We start from the raw sequence: 17123 nt of genomic DNA, 5'->3' as shown, positions 1-17123 counted from the left end.
GATAGATGCTTTTTATAAATCAAAAGCGTTTTCTAAATGTCAATATATTCAGATACAGTTCGTTCGGAAATGGTTTCTCCAGTATGTTTAGTGCTTGCCTTTTCGAATAGCAATAGGTGTACTTCTTCATTATCTTTTGTCGTAGGACAATGTTCAACACCTTTTGGGACCACAATAATTTCACCAGCTTCAACCTTTACAGTTTTATCTCTAAATTTCATATAAAGAGTTCCTTTTACTACCTGAAAAAGTTCATCTTCATCATCGTGTTTATGCCATACGAAATCACCACATACTTTTGCTAGGTAAATTTGATTATCATCTACGGTAGCAATACGATGTGGATGCCATTGTTTATTAAATTGCGAAAGTTTGTCTTTTATGTTTATCGCTTCCATGTTTTCGATTGATAAATTATTGATACGAAAACAAGGTACTTATTTCTTCGGTGATTCTGGTGGGTCTTAACGTTTCTTTATGTAGCAAACACCAAGAGGTTTTGGCTGTTATAATTACCTTTTTGGTTACTTTATTTACGATTTTGGTATGTCGTTCGCTTTTTGCACCACGATGATGATCAATCCAGGTGGTTATGATCAATTTTTCATTTTCAAAAGATGGATGGTGATATTCTATGTAATGATTAAGAACAACCCAAACATAGGTGTTTCTTAATTCGTTACTCGTTTTGGCTTCCCAATGTTTTTTGGCAATATCTTGTACCCATTGAAGATAGGTTACGTTATTTACGTGATTCATATCATCAATTGCCGATGCAGGAACAGTAATATTATATTCAAATATTTCAGTATTCATATAAGAAGTAATGCATTGTTCTTCTGGAATAAGATACAATACTTAGTCGAATGTTATGGCTAAAATTCGAGGATTAATTTGGCAATATAAAAGAATAAGAAAATTCCAAAAATATCATTACTAGTGGTGATAAAAGGTCCGGTAGCAATGGCGGGATCTATTCCTCTTTTGTCTAAAATAATTGGTACGAAAGTGCCTATTAGAGCAGCTACAATAATTACGCTCATTAGCGAGATAGCAATGGTAAGACTAAAGGATATTTCGTATCCCATGATCATACCAAAAAGAATAATCAATAAAGCAAGAGCAGCACCGTTGATTAAGCTTAATCCAATTTCTTTTAATAAACGGTTCCAAAGACTTCCTTTTACGTTATCGTTGGCTAAACCTTGAACGATAATAGCAGAAGACTGAACGCCTACATTACCTGCCATAGCGGCAATAAGAGGTGTGTAAAAGAATAGGTCTCGTATTTGAGGGTTGTTCATGACATCTTCAAAATCTTGCATGATAAACACACTACCTAAACCACCAAAAAGTCCTAAAACTAACCATGGTAATCTTGCTCTTGTAAGCTCCCATACATTATCATCGGCTTCCACATCCTGAGAAATACCAGCTGCCATTTGATAATCTTTTTCAGCTTCATCTTTGATAAAATCAACCATATCATCAATGGTAATTCTACCTAATAAAACGGTCTCATTATCAACAACCGGAATTGCTTCCAAATCATATTTTTGCATAATCCTAGCAACTTCTTCTCCTTCAGTTGCTACATTTACATAATCTACTTTTGGAATATATACATCTTTAATATATGCCTTGGCAGAAGCAGTAAGTAAATCCTTTAGAGATAATCGTCCTTTAAGTCTACCTTCTTTATCAACTACATAAATAGAATGTACTCGGGTAACTTTTTCTGCTTGCCTACGCATTTCACGCACGCAACCCGCTACTGTCCAAGTTTCTTTTACCTTCACTAATTCTTTAGCCATTAATCCACCAGCAGTATCTTCTTCATATAACAGCAGTTCTTTAATATCTTCTGCATGTTTTTCATCTTCTATTTCGGCAATTACTTCTTCTGCACGATGATCAGGCAATTCGGCAATAATATCAGCGGCATCATCCGTATCCATTTCTTCTAACTCTTCCGCAATTTCTTTTACAGATAAGTTTTCTAAAATACGTTCACGAAAATCTTCTTCTAACTCCATAAGAGCCTCAGAAGTTTTTTCACTATCTAGTAGTTTTATAATGTAGGTTGCCTGATAAAGGTTGAGTTCGCCTATTATTTCTGCGATATCCGCAAAATGAATTTCTTCAAGCATTTCTTGCAAATGAACATTCCCTTCTGTTTCCACAAGGTGCTTCACTTGGTCAATAAATTTATCGGAAATCTCAAATGCCATAGGATATTCGTTTATAGGAATTCTTTACAAACGCTCACAAAGATAACCAAAGAAATGAATTGCACTTTACAATGATGTTAAATGAATTAATTCACCGTTTTTTCTATGAGTAAGGTAAGCTCTATAAATTGAGTGACATCTAATTGTTCAGGTCTTTTGGTGAACAAGTCCATTTCTTTAATATTATCGGGTAGTTGAAATGTTTTTAAACTATTTCTTAAGGTTTTTCTACGTTGACCAAAAGCCGTCTTTACCACACTAAAAAATAGTTTTTCGTTACATGGAAGTGTATAGTTTTCCTTTCTGATCAAACGCAAGACTCCACTATCCACCTTTGGTGGAGGATTAAAAACAGATGGAGGCACGGTAAATAGGTACTCAGCATCATAAAATGCTTGAGTTAATACAGATAAAATACCATATGTTTTACTTCCTGGTTTTTCACAAATACGTTGGGCAACTTCTTTTTGAAACATGCCTGTAAATTCTGGAATTATTTCTCTCCTTTCTAAGGTCTTAAAGACTATTTGTGAGGATATATTATACGGAAAATTACCAGTTATCGCAAAAGGTTCGTTATCAAATAAAGTATCGAGATCAAATCGTAAAAAATCTGCTTCAATCACTGTAAAGCTACCTTTTCCAGTCCTTATTTCTGGATGTTCCAAAGGGAAATTTGTATTGAGATAAGCAATAGATTCTGTGTCCAAATCCATAGCAACCAGATTGAGATCTTTTTGAAGAATGTATTTCGTAAGTACTCCCATTCCAGGGCCAATCTCAATAACATTAGTATAGTTATTTAGCGTTAGGGTGTCACCTATTTTTCTCGCTATATTTTCATCTTTTAAAAAATGCTGGCCCAAATGTTTTTTAGCACGTACAGCAGTTTTCTCATAATTGATTTTATCATGAGAACTATGCTTTTTATTTTTTTTAAATTTTGATGACATGCTATGATGGATTGATTTTCTCTACAAGAGTCTTTTCGATTTCTAATCGATCTTTTTTTCTAAACCAGGAAATTTCAAGATCAATCTTATTACCCTGTTTGGTTAGTAAATACGGTTCTGAACCTCCTTTTGCGCTATGAAAACTAGCTATAATTTCATAAGGAATTTCCTGACGTCCAATACGTATATACTTCTCATGAAAGCTTATTGATGGATTATTAGATCTAATAATTAAAAATGCTGCTATTAAAAATGAAGTACCAAGAATACCAACAACAATTTTTTCGAATAGTGAACTTTCTATAAAAAATGAGACGATATTAATGAATAGGCTTATAATAAATACCGCAAAGCCAGCACAAACAATGAGACCGAAAATTTTGATAGCATATAGTATGGACGCATGATATGTCTTCACAAATCTATTTTTAATTGTTTTTTAGGTATGAATTAGTGTTCACTAATAATTTCTAGTTCCGTTCTGAAAGCAACAAAGTGACCAGCAAACCTATTGGATTTGGCACGCAATTGCTCGGCATTTTCTTGATAGTATTTCTCTAAAGTTTGCTTACTATCGGTAGTATACTGCACCGAATAAGTAATACCACCCATTTCTTCATCTACCAAAACTTTAGTCATTAGTGCTTTACTAAATTTTCCTGTTGCCAACATATCTGGAATATGCTCGCTTTTCATCCATTGTAACCATTCTTCGTTTTTGGATTCTTCAATATTGATAGTTACGTTATATATGTACATGCGAATATTCTTCTTTATTATTGCTACACCAAAAATTATTGGTAGCAGGCAAAGGTACGAAGAAGCTAAGACCTACTATTACTTCTTAGTTAATATTTAAAAGTGACAAGGGATTAAAAGCGAATCTAATTTATAGCATCACCACGTAGTGCACGATATTTTTTTCTCGCATCTACAAAATAGATACTATCTGCATGATTAAAGATGAGCTTTTCATACAATTCTTTTGCTTTCTCTGGTTGGTTTAGTTGGTTTACGTAGAGCTCAGCCAACCAATAATAAGCATCATCTACTAAAATGTCATCAGGATAGAATTCTATAATTTTTAGATAATTCACCTTCGCTTTTTCAAATTCCTGTTCTTTTTCGAATAATTTAGCCTGTCTCAGAAAGGCTTCATCTTCTATCTTTTCTCCTTTATGATTGACCAAAATTTCTTCATATTTGGCAATAGCTTCTAGGTTTTTATTCTGAAAAGATAATAAGTCTCCCTTTGCAAAAATTTTAAGAGCTGTTTGTGTAGAATCTTCTAATGAATTGTCACTAATAATGAGACTCAATTCCATTGCATCATTTGCGATCAACTGAGAAGTTGATGATTTTAAAACATCCAGTTGAGTTTGCGCCCATGCAAAATCCCCTTTATAATAGCTGGTTTTTGCGACTTTAAAACGTGCATCTTGAGCAAGAAAATTATTTTTTAGGGCATTTTGTACCTGAGAATAATAAATCAATGCTTGATTAAACTTTTGGTCCAATACCAAGATATCCGCAATTTTCATTTTTGCTCTAGATGACTGAAATCTGGATAGTTTTTCTTCCTTTAGTAGGCGTTTTAAAAAATCAATTGCTTGTTGCTTTTCATCCTGATTAAAAGCTAAGAAATGAGCATAGTCTATTTGTAATCCGATAGTCTCTCGAGATTTTCCATAGGTGTTAAATACTTCGGTATACTGTTTATTAATTTCTTTATAGTCTTTTTTCTCTGCCAGATCTGTTTTTGCTTTTAGAATAATCTTATGAGCAGTAAGTTTCATGTCGTTTCCAGCTGGAGCTTTAAGGATATAATCCAAAATTTGCGTTGCTGATTTAATGTCTTTATCGCCAATGGCAATTCTAGCAAGACCGATAATACCTTGCAGGCCTTCATCTTTACGTTTGTAAATTGCTTTTTCTTGCACGAAAGCTTTTTTAAAATCCTTTTGCTGCACAAAAAGCCAACTGAGCATTTCGTTATAGATAATATCTGGATTTTGTTGTAGTTTTTTAATCAATAATTTTCTGAATATAACATTAGCTTCGTTAAAAGGATCTTCAGTTATATATTGACTAAAATTTCGCTGAACAATATTTTTGTAATTAGGTTGTAAAATGAGTAACGAAAGGTAACTACTAAACATCTTCTCTAGTTTTCCTTGTTCTCCATAGATTTTAGCAAGTTGTACGTTGAAATTAGAACCTGGATTAGAGGCCATACCTCTCTCATATATCAAAGCAGCTTGATCCAAAAGGTTATATTTTTCAAAAGTCTGTGCTAGAGAATAAGCAGCATTTACATTATTACTATTAAATATTTTAATAGCCTTATCATAATACATTTTTGCCTTTTCTGGGTTTCCCTGAACTTCATAATGATGCCCAAGTTCTACTAACAATTGTGCATTACTGGGTTTTCGCTCAATCTGCTTTTTCAGAATTTCTTCTGCTTTATCAAATTGTTCTAACTGCTGGTGAGCTTCTACAAGACCTAATAAATAAGTAGTTCTATTTGGGTTTCTAGAATGAAGCTTTTGATAAATAGAAAGTGCTTTTTCATATTGGCCTTGCTGCACATAGTTCTTTGCCAATTGTTCGGATTGACCGAAAACAGGTGTTAAGAAAGCAAAAAATATAATGATAGCAATAAAGCGCATTCTGCAAGTTTTTTTGTAAATATAGCAAAATGCGCTTTGATATAATGTTATAGATACTGTTAAACTAGTATGCTAGCAATCCAATATAGTATGTGTTAATCAATGTATTCGAATCCACAATAAGGAACCAACACATCCGGAATTTTGATTCCATTAGGTGTTTGATAGTTTTCTAGAATTCCAGCAAGTACTCTCGGTAAAGCTAAAGAACTACCATTTAGGGTATGCGCTAATTGGTTTTTACCATTACTATCTTTGTATCTAAGTTTTAAACGATTTGCCTGATAAGATTCAAAATTTGATACAGAACTAATTTCTAACCAACGATCCTGAGCGGTAGAAAAAACTTCAAAATCGTAAGTTAGTGCAGAAGTAAAACCAATATCACCACCGCATAATCTCAAAATTCTGTAAGGTAATTTAAGTTCGTTCAAAATTTCTTTTACATGAGCGACCATTCCATCTAATGCTTCATAAGAGTTTTCTGGTTTTTCAATACGAACAATCTCTACTTTGTCAAATTGATGTAAACGGTTTAATCCTCTTACATGAGCTCCATAAGACCCTGCTTCTCTTCTAAAACAAGGTGTGTATCCAGTACAAGTAATCGGAAGATCATTTTCATTTACCAAATTATCTCTAAATAAATTTGTTACAGGCACTTCTGCCGTAGGTATCAGGTATAGATCATCTGCAGTTACATGATACATCTGACCTTCCTTATCTGGTAATTGACCGGTTCCATATCCAGAAGCTTCATTTACCAAGTGAGGTACTTGGTACTCTTTATAACCAGCCGCAGTGTTTTTATCTAAAAAGTAACTAATTAGTGCACGTTGTAGTCGCGCTCCTTTTCCTTTATATACTGGGAACCCAGCTCCTGTAATTTTTACTCCAAGCTCGAAATCGATAATATCATATTTCTTCGCCAATTCCCAATGTGGTAATGCGCCTTCTTCTAGCACAGGAATTTCTCCTTCTCTAAACACTTCTTCATTATCTTCATCACTTTGTCCATTAGGTACAGAATCATGAGGGATATTTGGAATCGTATACAAAAGTTCTGTAAGTTCTGTTTTTACCTCTGGAAGTCGCTGTTCCAGAGAATTCATACTTTCCTTTATTTGAGAAGCTTTTTCTTTTAAAATATTAGCCTTTTGTTGTTCTCCATTTTTAAATAAAAAACCAATTTCTTTATTTAATTTATTAGAATCAGCTTTTATGGTATCTAATTTAGATTGCGTAGCACGACGCTCTTCATCTAGACTGATGACTTTTTCTAATATCTCAGCAGCATCAAAATTTCTTTTGGCTAGAGCTTTAACATACTCTTCTTTATTGGCTATGATTTGTTGTGCAAGTAACATGTGTTTTGTTTTGGGCGATTCCACTCGCTTTCCTCGTGGTCGGGCTATTCGCTATATCTTTTGTTTTTTCCTTCGACAAGCTCAGAATTATAAAACAAAAGGATGTCGCTACTATCCCTTTCGCATTAAAGAAGCAAATTTAAATAAAGATAGAAAACGAGCATAGTATTATGTGGGTAAAAATTAGTATGGATCGTTGAAAAATGTAATCAAGTAAACCAGACTTTATCTTTTTATAATTTTTGATGATATTCAAGGGGTAATACTTTGATTTACGTATTCTTTTAATCGATAAAAAATGTTTTTTATCGATTAAATAATCTTTTATTTCGAAGTTTTTTCTTACATTTATACAAAGAATAATCAATACACACCCCCAACATGAAACCATTATATTTTTTATTTACCGTATTTTTTATTCACACAATCTCTGCTCAGAATCTGGATGATAAGGACGTAATTATTGCAGATTTCACCAAAGGATATAATTATCTTTCTCCATCGATGATTTTTGATCTATTAGACGAAAAGTATCAAGAGAAAATGACTATGGAAGAAATTGATCGTTTTCTAGACAGTACGAATCAGACTTTAGGAATGATAGAAGACTGTCGAATGATTTCTGAAAAAGATGGAGAAAAATCATACATTATGCAAGCAGAAAAATCCTCAATGATCATGAAGTTTGAGTTTTCTGAAGACAATAAAATCACGCATTACGAAAAAGAAGTTTTAGCAGCTTCTATTCCGACTTTCTAATATTCTTTGTCTTATAAATATTTTAATAAAGAAAAAGAGATCGTAAGTAAAAGATTATGTTCTCTTTTGTAATGCTTTTACAAGTATAAATATTTAGATTTTACTTCTTTCTTTGTCTGTGTAATACTACTTTTGAAAGGAAATTAAATTATCTAATGGTAAGTTTTTAAAAACTCACTATTAGATAACTCGTTTCATCAAATCATTTATATCAGGCTTATGAAATTCAGGAATTCTTTATTAAATATTACATGTATATTGTTGTTATTTAGTTTAGTAGTGAATTCTCAAGCAGTAGAAAAAACAACTGCGGAGGAGTATTTCAAATTAGGAGACGTGTTATTGTTGCAGAATAAGTTCAAAGAGTCTATACTTAATTTTGAACAAGCATTAGTAATACATCAGAAAAATAATCAGTGGGAAAAAGTTGTAGCATGCTATAATAAAATTTCGGAAAGTCAATGGAAGAATGTTCAGCTTAATAAGGCTTTGCAAACGGCAAATAAAGCGCTTGATATTAGTTCTAAAAAGTTAGGATCGGATCATCTTCAATATGCCATTGCATTAGAGAATAAAGGTACTTGCTATCGATTGAAAGGGTCTGATTTAAAAATATCATTATCATATTATGAAAAAGCGTTAAAGCTTAAATCTAAAGTTCTACCTAATGATGATTTGGAATTTTCAAATTCCTATTTTAACCTAGGAAATATCTATGGAACTAAGGGAGATTATGAGCTAGCACTTGAATATTATGATAAAACATTGGGAATAAGGGAAAATAAACTCGGTAAGAATCATATTCAAATTGCTGATGTTTATGAAGCAATAGGTCGAATATTATATGCCGTAGGTAACTATGATAAAGCTCTTGGGTATTTTGAAAACGCTTATAAAATTGCAAGCCAAACATTTGATAAAAACAACCTCTATTTTGTAAAAATATATAACAAAATAGGGATTATTCATTACTATAAAAAAGCCTACAACAAAAGTTTAAAATATTATCAAAGAGCTTTTCAAATTAGTATTCATAATTTAGGTGATAATCATCCAGATCAGGCTAGACTACATCATAATCTCGGGACGGTCTATATAGAATTAGGACAAAGAGAAAAGGCTTTGTACCATGTAGAGAAAACAATTGAAATTGGTGTAAATACTTATGGAGAAGGTTATAAGGATTTGTTTTATCCATATTCATTTGTTGCACAAATTTATGGTGGACAAAAAGGGATTTATTATGCTAAGAAAGCTTTAGATATTTGTCTTAATAATTTTGGAGAAAACCATATAAGAACTTCCGAGGTCTATAGTACAATAGGTTTATTGTATCAGGAAGCTAATGCTTTTGATATGGCTCAAAAGTATTTGGAAAAATCATTAAAAATTCACCAGAATATTTTTGAAAGTGGAAATTCAAATATTGTTTATTCTTATAATTTACTAGTCGATTTATTTCTGTCACAAAAAAAGTATGAGGAATCACTTGTTTATTCAGAAAAAGCTATAGAAGCCAATAAAAAAGCATATAGGAATAATGATAATTCACAACTAATATTTGAAGATTTTATTTCGCCAGTCAGATTATTAAATTCATTAGAAAAAAAAGCATATTCATTACAGAAAATTTATCTACAAAAAAAGGAGGATACTATTCTGAATGAAAGTATAAAAACCTATAATACGGCAAAGAAACTTATAGAAGTTTTAAGAAGAGAATATGATCCTAAAGATGTAGAGGTCTTGGCAAAAAATACTAAAAGAGTATATAGTGGAGCCATTGCTGCATATTTATTAAAATATGAAAAAAGTAATGATGAAAAATGGATTCGAAAGGCTTTTTATTTTTCAGAAAGTAGTAAATATAATATCCTTAAAGGGCTTTTAAATGATGAAAAGGCTAAAACTTATGCTGGATTACCTAACAAACTTTTAGAAATTGAACATAAGATTAAAGCAGAATTATCAGCACTCAAATCTAGTTTGATAAATACGAAGGATAAGGATACGATTAACTTTTTGGAATCAAAATTCTTAACTATTTCAAGAAGGCAGGACTCTTTGATTAAGGTGCTTGAAGCAAAATATCCTAAGTATTATAACCTAAAATTCAATTATACTCCTTTGGTTGTTAATGATATTCAGAATTACCTTCCTACAAAAACCACGTTGATAGAGTACTTTATAGAAGATGATATTTTGTATGCTTTTGTCATCACTAAAAATGGGATTACAATAAATCAAGAATCAATTTCTGATCTGAATAAAAAAATAAACCAATTTAGAGAGCATATTTTGTCTAAAGATATAGAAGCTTTTAAAAAAATAAGTTTTGAATTATACCAAAAATTAATAGCTCCAATAAAAGATAATATCGAAGGCAATCAGTTAATTATTATCCCTGATGAATCTTTATGGCATCTTAATTTCGATCTTTTGCTAACTAAAAATTTAGAAACAAAAGACCCGAAAAAACAACCCTATTTGATAAAAGAATTTGCGATCAGTTATGCGAATTCTGCCAGTTTGTTATTGGATCAATCAAATCAAAAGGTGATAAATACTGATGTTCGAAAAGAATGCTTGGCATTTTCATTTTCTAATCAAGATTCCTTATTGGCTGGAGATCAAATGGAGTTGAAAGTATTAAGAAATATAGATGACGATTTGCCCGGGACAAGAAATGAGATTAAAAAAATAGCAGAACTTGTTAAAGGAAGATATTTCTTTGGTTCCAAGGCAATTGAACGTAATTTTAAAAATAACCTTTCCAATTATAATGTACTACATCTTGCGTTGCATGGAGAAGTGGATCATCAAAACCCAGATAATTCCAGAATTTATTTTACCAAAACCAAAGATTCATTAGAAGATAATGTTCTTTATAGTCATGAATTGTACTCACTCGAGATTCCTGCGGAGTTAACCGTGTTAAGTGCTTGTAATACTGGAATGGGGAAGGTCGCTAAAGGAGAAGGGATTTTAAGCTTAGGGACCGCTTTTCAATATGCAGGAACAAAAAGTTTATTGCTTACTAGTTGGGAAGTATCAGATAAAACTACGCCCATAATAATACAAAGCTTTTACAGTAACCTTACTAAAGGAATGAATAAAGCTATAGCCTTGCAACAAGCAAAATTAGAATATCTGGAAACTACAGATGTTTTTACAAAAGACCCTTTTTATTGGGGAGGCTTTTTTTTATTAGGGGATTATAGTACTATTACATTTGAAACACCCAGTACAAATAACTGGAAGTGGTTCTTTTTGTTAGGATTTTTAGTTATAGGCATATTTTTCTTCCTGAAAAGAAAATTAATAAGATGATTCGCTTAATTGTATCTCATGATCTTTGTGATTAGGAATTACGAGATATCTTTTAGCGGCTATAAGATCATCTTGATCTAAATAAATTAATCCCATATACCACTGCGCTTCTTTGGATAGCTTTTCTGAGGGATAATTTTTCAAAGAATCTAATATCTGCAATGCTTTTTTGGAATGTCCTGTTTTATACGTAGCAAGAGCTTTTATTAAAAGAACATCTTCATAATATCTATACGAATTATCTAAATCTTTTAATTGCTCAAGCACTGACTGATAATTTTTCTTTTTATAAGATTTAAAGGCATTAATTACTAGTTTTTTTGGATTGTCTTCAACATTGTTTCTTACTAGATAATCACTAAAACCGACATTCTTATCCCAAGCATTTTTTGCTAAAACTTTGAGATTAATTTCGGATGATGAAACCGAGAAATACCAAGATGTTACTAATATTACAATTGTAGCAGCAATAGCCGCAATTAATTTCCAGGATTGTTTTTGGTTCACTGACGGATTCTCAGAAATTAATTGTTTCCATTTTTCAGAGCGTTCTTCTTGCTCTTGGTTAGGATAATGTTCTTTAATAAGACCTATACTAAGACGATATTTCGTTACCTTAATCGCAAAGTCAGGATCATTTTGAAATCTTTGATCAAACGCCTCCATTTCTTTTTCAGAAAGGTCAAGGTCAAAATACCGAGTAATTAATGCAATATCGTTATCCTCTATCTTCTTCATCTTAACGTTGTTTATGAGCTATTAGTTGATCAAATATTTCATATACCTTTTTAATAAGTCTTTTTTTGCAATTATATTTTGCTTGCACAAGAGCTTGATAATTTCCAAATCCTAATTCTTGTTGTAAATCTTTTAATTTAATTTCAGGATTTATTTCTGACTGCATTAGCATTTTACATTTGTCGGATAAGGCATCTAATGCTTGTGATAATGCTTTGTTTTGTAGCCATTCCTGTTCGAGATCTTCTATAGAGTCATTGCTATATGTATTATTAGATTGTTCTCGGTTACTCAACAAATGTAAATCGTCTTTTAATGCAAAGGAATTCCATGGATTCCTCTTATTCATTAGCCAGTTGTTTTTACACATTTGATAAATGTATCCCAAACTATTTATTGGTAAGTTTTCTTCTTGAATAACGAAACGTTCCCAAAACTTTTGCATAGCCGAAATAAAGATCTCTTCAGTTTCTTGTGGAGATTTAGTTAGTGATAAAAGTCTTGGTTGTAATCGCTTAAAAAGATCCTTGAAAAAGTAGTCAAATGGCAGTTCATTTCCTTGCCTCGCTTGTTCAACAATCTTTTCAAGTTTATTTCTATTCATATAAGGGTAAATTTCTTTAAAACAATTAAACGGTGATCAAATCTATTGATTAAAGACAACCTTTATGGATCATTGTTTCAAAAGGATACAAAGCTAATCAAAAAATAAAAATCAAAAAATATTGATAAAAGCTGTTATGTTTTTTAGTTCCTGCATTACTACCATAGAACCCTATCTGAAAATTCATTTTGTAGGGGATTGATAAATGAATTGACATATACCTTGAGTGTCATAAAATGTTCAAGGATTTAATCATTTTAAAATAATTACTAATGAAGAAATCATTGTTAAACTTAGGAAGAGCTTTAAACAGAAACGAACAAAAACAAATCAAAGGAGGTATTTCGTTTACCGATTCTGAAGATATCTGTGCAGGTGGAGGAGATGTATATAATGGAACAGGGCTTCCTAGAGGATGTGCTTGTACAAGTTCTTCTCAATGTGGTACTGGAAGGTGCGATATGTCTGGTTTTTACGGAGGAGTTTGCGCTTAATTTTTAAATCAAAACTTTTAGAATCATGAAAAAAACATTGTTAGAGTTTGGTAAAACAATCAGTAAATCAGAACAAAAAGAGATCCATGGAGGAAGACTTGCTTTCGTTGCTTGTGGATGTTCTTCAGATTACATTTTAGAAGGTGGAGAGTTTGTTAATGGAAGAGAATGTTCTTTCGTTGCAAATGGAACTGCTTGGGGAGATCCTTTTCCAGGAGGACGTTGTTTTGGTAGTGTTGTTAATGGACAATGCTGCGTTTAAAACCATATAATTCTTAAATAAACAAATAAACTATTAAAACCATGAAAAAGTCATTATTAGAATTTGGCAAGAAATTGAGTAAATCAGAGCAATTACAAATTAATGGAAAAGGAAACATTTACTGGTGTGCTGGCGGGAACGCACATACTACAAATCAGTGGTGTCCTGTTCGATGCTTTATGGGTAATTGTCTATTATAATTAATGTAGTAAATAAGAGCTTCGATTTATGAAGCTCTTATCTTAAAAAATTATTATAAACATCACAACAAGTTAGGTCTATGGCGACCTAAAAGATGGTTTTAGATTTGAAACCACACTTTAAATGCAGTAGAATAGTAAAATTTTAAAATAGAAAATAAAAGTTATTGAGTTCTCACTTCTTTATTTTTTAAATTATTATTTCTAAGCATTCTTAAAATTACTTCAAATACATATTCGAAACTATAATCGAATAAAAAAGGTGCCACATCTTCTTTTGGTACGATTTTCAAGGAATTTACACTTTACTTCGGGGAGTTTTACGTTTATATCATAATAATTTATCTCATTGGTTTTGTAGGATATAGCCATTTTTGAGAGTGTATTGTGAAAAAAAAGACACAGCCCTGAGTGTCGAAAAAGGGTCAGGGATTAATTAACTCACTAAATTGTTTAGGAATGAAAAAATCATTGTCCACTTTAGGTAAAGTATTGACTAGAAAAGAACAACAACAAATCGCAGGAAGTCGTCTAATCGCTATAGTTACAACTTGTATCGGAACAGGTACTGGTGGAGTGGGTTCTGTTGGGCACTCAAGTGCTTGCGTAGGTCGTGAACAGGATGAGAGTTGTACCATCAACGGACATGCCGCAGCTTGCACAGGTATCGGTGGAGGTTTTTGGTTCTATTAATAAAAAGACTAAGCATCTTTAATAAAATACCGTTTTGAAAGATGGTAATTAACAGGGATTATTATGCGAAATGTTTTAATAACAAATAAACTAGTACATTATGAAAAAATCATTATTAAGCTTCGGAATGGTGCTTACTAAAAATGCTCAAAAACAAATCAATGGAGGTTTTTCGCAAGATTGTCCAACCGTAGATTTTATTTGTGACAATGTAAGTTGTTGTTACCTTTTTAGTGATACTACACCTATTCAGTGTATTCCAGAATTTTGTTTGTATTCTTAATAAGATTCATAGTCAAATCATCAAACAACAGTAATTATATACAAATCATTAATTCATCATTTTATGAAAAAATCAATTCAAGCTTTAGGTAAAATTTTAGAGAAATCAGAACAAAAAAATATTAATGGAGGGTTACTTCCTATAGCAGTGGACAGATGCAGAGCTCCATATTTTTCTTCGGATGGAACTTGCGAGCCTGGCTATTATATCACAGGGCATTGTATATGTTGTAAATTATAGTAGGAGAATACTTTAATTTATTATTGCCGCCTGCTATATGAAGGCGGCTTTTTTATGTGAAATAGATTTGGTATTTAAGTTTATCACAAGTTGTAAATATTACAATTCGGTTAAGTCATAATTACTTTTTGATTTCAAAACTTGGGTTCTAAATTTTGAAGGTGTGATTTTTTCAAAGCGTTGAAAAGTTCTGTTAAAACTGGTCTTAGAGTTAAAACCGCATTCCAGAGCAATAGCCAATAGTGTGTATTTAGAAAATGAAGGATTCATAATTTTTTTCTTTACTTCTTCTACTCTAAATTGATTTACATAATCATAAAAACTAACATTCATATGTTGGTTCAATAAGTAGGATAGCTTTTTGTCAGAGATGTTGAGTTTTTCAGATACTGATTTTAAGGATAATTCGGGTGTTAGATAACATTTTTGTTCGCGAATAATGATTTCTAGTCGTTTGAATAAAATATCCAATTCTTCTGGATCATGTGTGATTTTGGTTTGATGAGAAATAAGTCTAGATTCTTCTGTACTCTGTTCGTGTATGACATCTTCTTTTTTTAATAAGAATTCTGGTAATAATACCTTTGTTTGTGAAATACCTTTGTATGCTAAATACACAATTAAAAAGACCACGAAAACGGCAATAATTCCGATTGCAGAAGTGATATCACCGAATAGTACTTCGTAAATAGTTATAGAAATATCAATACCTATAATAACAATTGTACCATATAAAAAAATCTGTAACCAGTCTAAATCGTTGGAGTTGATATTTGAATAATAGAACTTCACAAGTTTTTTTGTTTTTGACAAAATGATAAGTGCTAGTATACAATAAATTAGTGAGTAGATATTGCTAAGTGCCCAAAGGTTTTCGAGACCAATTCTAAGATGGGTAAAGGGTTCAGAGCTATTTATGAGACTAATTAGCTTAGGAATACTAGCAAAAAGAAGATAGAGGAAAGGAATAATGAAGTGTTTGTAATTGTTTTTAAAAACATGCTTACTAGGAAAAAAGATTGTTTTTACATATAGATATAAACAGGGGCCTACGCTTGTTGGAAGAGTATCTTGAAACAAGAACATAGCATAAAAAATAATTTTACTTTCGTTAATAAAGCCTAAAAAACTTATTTGCGTAAAAAGTATCCATAAAAAGATCATAAAAAGTACTTTGAAATGAAGTTCTTTTCTACCATTTTTCCATAAAATATAAAGAAGTAAAGAGTTCGAAAGAATTCCTAAGTGTAGTGTGAAAATCATTTAAAATTTGTTCAAAATATGAATGCGATAGGTTCGTTAATAATAACATACTTAGTTAACAAGCTATGCACTATAGACAAACTGTTTTAATCTATCGGACCATCCTTATTAACTAGACCTCTTAACCAAGGCCTACTTTTAGTTTATGCAAAAACCTAATAATATGTTACCGTAAATTTCCCCTTTTGTATTTTGGGATTTTTCTAGAAGAACAATATTGAAAGTTTACCTTTATTAAAGAGGATTAAAAACCGCTATAAAGTCATTTGTAATATAGCTCATTAAAATAGCTGTGTTTTAATATTGTATATTTATCTATAATATGATCACATCCACAACAAAAAACTTTCTGGTGTCATTATTTTCTTGGATGGGTTTTCTATATAGAAATCGTAAAACCAGAAAATATACTTTGTTGCCTCTTATAGTAATAGCTATTGGCTTTTTGATCCCTCAAAAAATGGTAATTCCTGTTCATGGTGCAACCATAAAAGATTGGGATGATAATTCTTTTTGGGCGTATCCTTGGGGAAGTTCTGTAACACACAAGGGAATCGATATATTTAAAGAGAAGGGAACCGATGTAATATCTGCTACTTACGGTTTAGTGATTTACACTTATGAAGGTGGGAAAGGAGGGAAAACGGTTATGGTGTTAGGACCTAAGTGGCGTTTTCATTATTATGCGCATTTAGATCAAGTGGAGGCTTTTCCTTTTCAGCCGTTAAAATTAGGAACCAAATTAGGAACTGTTGGTAATACTGGGAATGCTATCGGGAAACCACCACATTTACATTATTCAATTACAACACCTTTTCCTTATTGGTGGTTAAGAGATCCAAACGTTATTCAAGGAAATCGTAAGATGTTTTATCTAGATCCTGATACTTGGTTGAGACCCTAAACTATATAAAAAAAGCTATGCGAGATGCATAGCTTTGACATAATATGACGATGCGAAATTTTGGGGATCAATATGTTTAAGTATTACTGTATGTTTCTTTCTAGTGGCAACTCTTGGTTACTTATTTTAT

20 protein-coding genes are annotated in these 17123 nt (G+C 31.7%); 9 read left to right on the top strand and 11 right to left on the bottom strand.

Features of this window, described 5'->3' with window-relative positions:
• Positions 1 to 32: 32 nt before the first annotated feature.
• The 8 genes from ACWNT5_RS03040 to serS form a co-directional block, all read right to left on the bottom strand.
• Entirely contained in the window at positions 33 to 398 is a 366-nt protein-coding gene (locus tag ACWNT5_RS03040; RefSeq protein ID WP_299604250.1) for a cupin domain-containing protein, read from the bottom strand.
• A gap of 16 nt (positions 399 to 414) precedes the next feature.
• Positions 415 to 816, bottom strand: a complete 402-nt coding sequence (locus tag ACWNT5_RS03035; RefSeq protein ID WP_299604248.1) for an acyl-CoA thioesterase — start codon at positions 814 to 816, stop codon at positions 415 to 417.
• A gap of 59 nt (positions 817 to 875) precedes the next feature.
• Positions 876 to 2231, bottom strand: coding sequence for a magnesium transporter (mgtE, locus tag ACWNT5_RS03030; RefSeq protein WP_299604246.1), 1356 nt, complete (start codon positions 2229 to 2231; stop codon positions 876 to 878).
• Between the two features lie 86 nt (positions 2232 to 2317).
• On the bottom strand, positions 2318 to 3184 hold the full coding sequence (gene rsmA / locus ACWNT5_RS03025; RefSeq protein WP_456516574.1) for a 16S rRNA (adenine(1518)-N(6)/adenine(1519)-N(6))-dimethyltransferase RsmA: 867 nt from the start codon (positions 3182 to 3184) through the stop codon (positions 2318 to 2320).
• A 1-nt stretch (position 3185) separates the two neighbouring features.
• Complete coding sequence (locus ACWNT5_RS03020) at positions 3186 to 3602, bottom strand: hypothetical protein (RefSeq protein WP_299604242.1); 417 nt, start codon at positions 3600 to 3602, stop codon at positions 3186 to 3188.
• A 32-nt stretch (positions 3603 to 3634) separates the two neighbouring features.
• Positions 3635 to 3943, bottom strand: a complete 309-nt coding sequence (locus ACWNT5_RS03015) for a DUF4286 family protein (protein ID WP_299604239.1) — start codon at positions 3941 to 3943, stop codon at positions 3635 to 3637.
• A 125-nt stretch (positions 3944 to 4068) separates the two neighbouring features.
• Positions 4069 to 5856 carry a tetratricopeptide repeat protein gene (locus tag ACWNT5_RS03010; RefSeq protein WP_456516573.1) on the bottom strand — a complete coding sequence of 596 codons (1788 nt, stop codon included), beginning with the start codon at positions 5854 to 5856 and terminating at the stop codon, positions 4069 to 4071.
• A gap of 95 nt (positions 5857 to 5951) precedes the next feature.
• A complete protein-coding gene (gene serS, locus ACWNT5_RS03005) occupies positions 5952 to 7223 on the bottom strand; it encodes a serine--tRNA ligase (RefSeq protein ID WP_299604235.1) in 1272 nt (423 codons plus the stop codon).
• Positions 7224 to 7604: 381 nt separating this feature from the next.
• Here serS and ACWNT5_RS03000 point away from each other — a divergent pair, with 381 nt between their 5' ends.
• Positions 7605 to 7982 (top strand): hypothetical protein, encoded by a 378-nt coding sequence (locus ACWNT5_RS03000; protein ID WP_299604232.1) that lies wholly within the window; start codon positions 7605 to 7607, stop codon positions 7980 to 7982.
• A gap of 279 nt (positions 7983 to 8261) precedes the next feature.
• A complete protein-coding gene (locus ACWNT5_RS02995) occupies positions 8262 to 11312 on the top strand; it encodes a CHAT domain-containing protein (RefSeq protein ID WP_456516572.1) in 3051 nt (1016 codons plus the stop codon).
• Here ACWNT5_RS02995 and ACWNT5_RS02990 read toward each other — a convergent pair.
• Both ACWNT5_RS02990 and ACWNT5_RS02985 read right to left on the bottom strand, forming a co-directional pair.
• The gene (locus ACWNT5_RS02990; RefSeq protein WP_456516571.1) at positions 11301 to 12050 is read right to left on the bottom strand and encodes a hypothetical protein; all 750 of its coding nucleotides are present in this window, start codon (positions 12048 to 12050) and stop codon (positions 11301 to 11303) included. The two genes, ACWNT5_RS02995 and ACWNT5_RS02990, sit on opposite strands and share 12 nt — an antisense overlap.
• Before the next feature lies 1 nt (position 12051).
• A complete protein-coding gene (locus ACWNT5_RS02985; protein WP_299894531.1) occupies positions 12052 to 12654 on the bottom strand; it encodes an RNA polymerase sigma factor in 603 nt (200 codons plus the stop codon).
• Positions 12655 to 12926: 272 nt separating this feature from the next.
• On the opposite strand from ACWNT5_RS02985, the gene ACWNT5_RS02980 reads away from it, so the two are divergent.
• From ACWNT5_RS02980 to ACWNT5_RS02955, 6 genes are all read left to right on the top strand, one after another.
• A complete protein-coding gene (locus ACWNT5_RS02980) occupies positions 12927 to 13148 on the top strand; it encodes a hypothetical protein (protein ID WP_299604220.1) in 222 nt (73 codons plus the stop codon).
• Positions 13149 to 13173: 25 nt separating this feature from the next.
• A complete protein-coding gene (locus ACWNT5_RS02975; protein ID WP_299604217.1) occupies positions 13174 to 13410 on the top strand; it encodes a hypothetical protein in 237 nt (78 codons plus the stop codon).
• A gap of 41 nt (positions 13411 to 13451) precedes the next feature.
• Positions 13452 to 13610: a hypothetical protein gene (locus tag ACWNT5_RS02970; protein ID WP_299604214.1), complete on the top strand. Its 159-nt coding sequence runs from the start codon at positions 13452 to 13454 to the stop codon at positions 13608 to 13610.
• Between the two features lie 459 nt (positions 13611 to 14069).
• Positions 14070 to 14303, top strand: a complete 234-nt coding sequence (locus ACWNT5_RS02965; protein ID WP_299604211.1) for a hypothetical protein — start codon at positions 14070 to 14072, stop codon at positions 14301 to 14303.
• Between the two features lie 100 nt (positions 14304 to 14403).
• Complete coding sequence (locus ACWNT5_RS02960) at positions 14404 to 14586, top strand: hypothetical protein (protein WP_299604209.1); 183 nt, start codon at positions 14404 to 14406, stop codon at positions 14584 to 14586.
• A gap of 63 nt (positions 14587 to 14649) precedes the next feature.
• Positions 14650 to 14826, top strand: coding sequence for a hypothetical protein (locus ACWNT5_RS02955; RefSeq protein WP_299894543.1), 177 nt, complete (start codon positions 14650 to 14652; stop codon positions 14824 to 14826).
• Between the two features lie 99 nt (positions 14827 to 14925).
• Here ACWNT5_RS02955 and ACWNT5_RS02950 read toward each other — a convergent pair whose 3' ends face one another.
• Positions 14926 to 15618 (bottom strand): helix-turn-helix domain-containing protein, encoded by a 693-nt coding sequence (locus ACWNT5_RS02950; protein WP_299604206.1) that lies wholly within the window; start codon positions 15616 to 15618, stop codon positions 14926 to 14928.
• 823 nt (positions 15619 to 16441) lie between these two features.
• On the opposite strand from ACWNT5_RS02950, the gene ACWNT5_RS02945 reads away from it, so the two are divergent.
• Positions 16442 to 16993, top strand: coding sequence for a M23 family metallopeptidase (locus tag ACWNT5_RS02945; protein WP_299604204.1), 552 nt, complete (start codon positions 16442 to 16444; stop codon positions 16991 to 16993).
• Positions 16994 to 17123: the final 130 nt, after the last annotated feature.

It is taken from the genome of Aquimarina sp. 433, from assembly GCF_054054605.1.
Note: the sequence above shows the minus strand (reverse complement) of the source record. Positions and strands in the feature narration are given on the sequence as shown.

Excerpts from the sequence above, each read along its gene's own strand:
- ACWNT5_RS02955 (WP_299894543.1), top strand. The coding sequence starts at position 14,650 with ATGAAAAAATCAATTCAAGCTTTAGGTAAAATTTTAGAGAAATCAGAA.
- serS (WP_299604235.1), bottom strand. The coding sequence starts at position 7,223 with ATGTTACTTGCACAACAAATCATAGCCAATAAAGAAGAGTATGTTAAA.
- ACWNT5_RS02990 (WP_456516571.1), bottom strand. The coding sequence starts at position 12,050 with ATGAAGAAGATAGAGGATAACGATATTGCATTAATTACTCGGTATTTT.
- ACWNT5_RS02970 (WP_299604214.1), top strand. The coding sequence starts at position 13,452 with ATGAAAAAGTCATTATTAGAATTTGGCAAGAAATTGAGTAAATCAGAG.
- ACWNT5_RS03040 (WP_299604250.1), bottom strand. The coding sequence starts at position 398 with ATGGAAGCGATAAACATAAAAGACAAACTTTCGCAATTTAATAAACAA.
- mgtE (WP_299604246.1), bottom strand. The coding sequence starts at position 2,231 with ATGGCATTTGAGATTTCCGATAAATTTATTGACCAAGTGAAGCACCTT.
- ACWNT5_RS02975 (WP_299604217.1), top strand. The coding sequence starts at position 13,174 with ATGAAAAAAACATTGTTAGAGTTTGGTAAAACAATCAGTAAATCAGAA.
- ACWNT5_RS03000 (WP_299604232.1), top strand. The coding sequence starts at position 7,605 with ATGAAACCATTATATTTTTTATTTACCGTATTTTTTATTCACACAATC.
- ACWNT5_RS03035 (WP_299604248.1), bottom strand. The coding sequence starts at position 816 with ATGAATACTGAAATATTTGAATATAATATTACTGTTCCTGCATCGGCA.
- ACWNT5_RS02980 (WP_299604220.1), top strand. The coding sequence starts at position 12,927 with ATGAAGAAATCATTGTTAAACTTAGGAAGAGCTTTAAACAGAAACGAA.
- ACWNT5_RS02965 (WP_299604211.1), top strand. The coding sequence starts at position 14,070 with ATGAAAAAATCATTGTCCACTTTAGGTAAAGTATTGACTAGAAAAGAA.
- rsmA (WP_456516574.1), bottom strand. The coding sequence starts at position 3,184 with ATGTCATCAAAATTTAAAAAAAATAAAAAGCATAGTTCTCATGATAAA.
- ACWNT5_RS03010 (WP_456516573.1), bottom strand. The coding sequence starts at position 5,856 with ATGCGCTTTATTGCTATCATTATATTTTTTGCTTTCTTAACACCTGTT.
- ACWNT5_RS02985 (WP_299894531.1), bottom strand. The coding sequence starts at position 12,654 with ATGAATAGAAATAAACTTGAAAAGATTGTTGAACAAGCGAGGCAAGGA.
- ACWNT5_RS03015 (WP_299604239.1), bottom strand. The coding sequence starts at position 3,943 with ATGTACATATATAACGTAACTATCAATATTGAAGAATCCAAAAACGAA.
- ACWNT5_RS02960 (WP_299604209.1), top strand. The coding sequence starts at position 14,404 with ATGAAAAAATCATTATTAAGCTTCGGAATGGTGCTTACTAAAAATGCT.